Source organism: Bacillus sp. MBGLi79 (genome assembly GCF_002953915.1).
Window position 1 is genome coordinate 2,380,573 of the sequence record NZ_CP026521.1, and the last position, 1,371, is coordinate 2,381,943.

Annotated in this window: 2 pseudogenes; one reads left to right on the forward strand and one right to left on the reverse strand. The window is 46.6% G+C overall.

Annotated features, from left to right (window positions below):
* Positions 1-802, reverse strand: a pseudogene (locus tag C1T29_RS11725) (glutamate synthase subunit alpha); the annotation flags it as partial.
* 175 nt (positions 803-977) lie between these two features.
* Between C1T29_RS11725 and C1T29_RS24820 the strand changes: the two are divergent.
* Positions 978-1,371 (forward strand): annotated as a pseudogene (locus C1T29_RS24820) (LysR family transcriptional regulator); the annotation flags it as partial.

The following is a 1,371-nucleotide window of genomic DNA, read 5'->3' on the forward strand; positions in this document are numbered from 1 at the left end:
GCTCCCTCGCTTTCATCCAGTTCATATTGCCGCGCAGCGTATTGATTTCCCCGTTGTGGATCAGATAGCGGTTCGGATGTGCCCTTTCCCAGCTCGGAAACGTGTTTGTGCTGAAACGGGAGTGAACCAATGCAAAAGCTGAGACGAAGTCCTCGTCCTGTAAATCTTCATAGAAAGCATCAACCTGCTCGGGTGTTAGAAGTCCTTTATATACGATGGTATTGCTAGAGAGGCTGACAAAATAGAACGTTTTGTCGTGTTCTTTCGCCCAATTTTCGGCCTGTTTGCGAATGATGTACAACTTCCGTTCGAATGCCAGATTGTCTTTCATCGCTTCATTTGCTCCGATGAATACCTGGCGGACGATTGGCGCGCTTTTCTGTGCGACTGTTCCGATTTTTCCGACATTTACAGGTACAGTTCGCCAGCCGAGCACTGTCTGTCCTTCCTGTTCGATCAGCTCGTTAATGCGCGCTTCGGTTTTTTCGCGCCCGCTGTCATCCTTAGAAAAGAAGATCATCCCGACGCCGTAGCGTCCTTTTTCAGGCAAGTTGAAACCGGCGCAGACTTTTTTGAAAAAAGCATCCGGAATCTGCATCATGATGCCTGCTCCGTCTCCGGTATGCGGGTCACTGCCCTGACCGCCCCGGTGGTCTAATTGGCAAAGCATTTGTAATCCTTTTTTGACAATATCATGAGTAGGAAGGCCCTTCAAATGAGCGTAAAGGCCGATTCCGCATGCATCATGTTCAAATTCAGGACGGTAGAGACCTTGTGCCTTTGGTAGTTGATTATAAGTCATTGTTCCTCTCCCCCGTTCATTTTTCCCGTTTGTCCCCGGTCATAAAATCTTACAAACTCTAATCCTATTGTAGGTTTTCAAATCTATACAAACAATATATAATTTAGATTAAAACTATCTCATTTTGAGATGAGCAGGTGAAACAACGATGGAATTACGCCAATTGCATTATTTTATGGAAGTTGCAGAAAGAGAGCACGTATCGGAAGCGGCCATGCACCTTCATGTCGCTCAGTCGGCGATCAGCAGGCAGATCGCCAATCTCGAAGAAGAGCTCGGTGTTGATTTGTTTGAGCGCGAAGGCCGCAATGTGAAGCTGACTCCGATCGGGAGACAGTTTTTAGACCATATTAAAACAGCGATGAAAGCGATCGATTTCGCGAAGGAACAAATCGATGAGTATTTGGACCCGAATCGCGGGACCGTTAAAATCGGTTTCCCGACAAGCCTTGCGGGCCAGTTCCTCCCGACGGTTATTTCCGCTTTTAAAGAGGAGCATCCTCATGTCGCTTTTCTTTTAAGGCAGGGATCTTATAAATTTTTAATCGAAGCGGTGAAAAACAGGGATA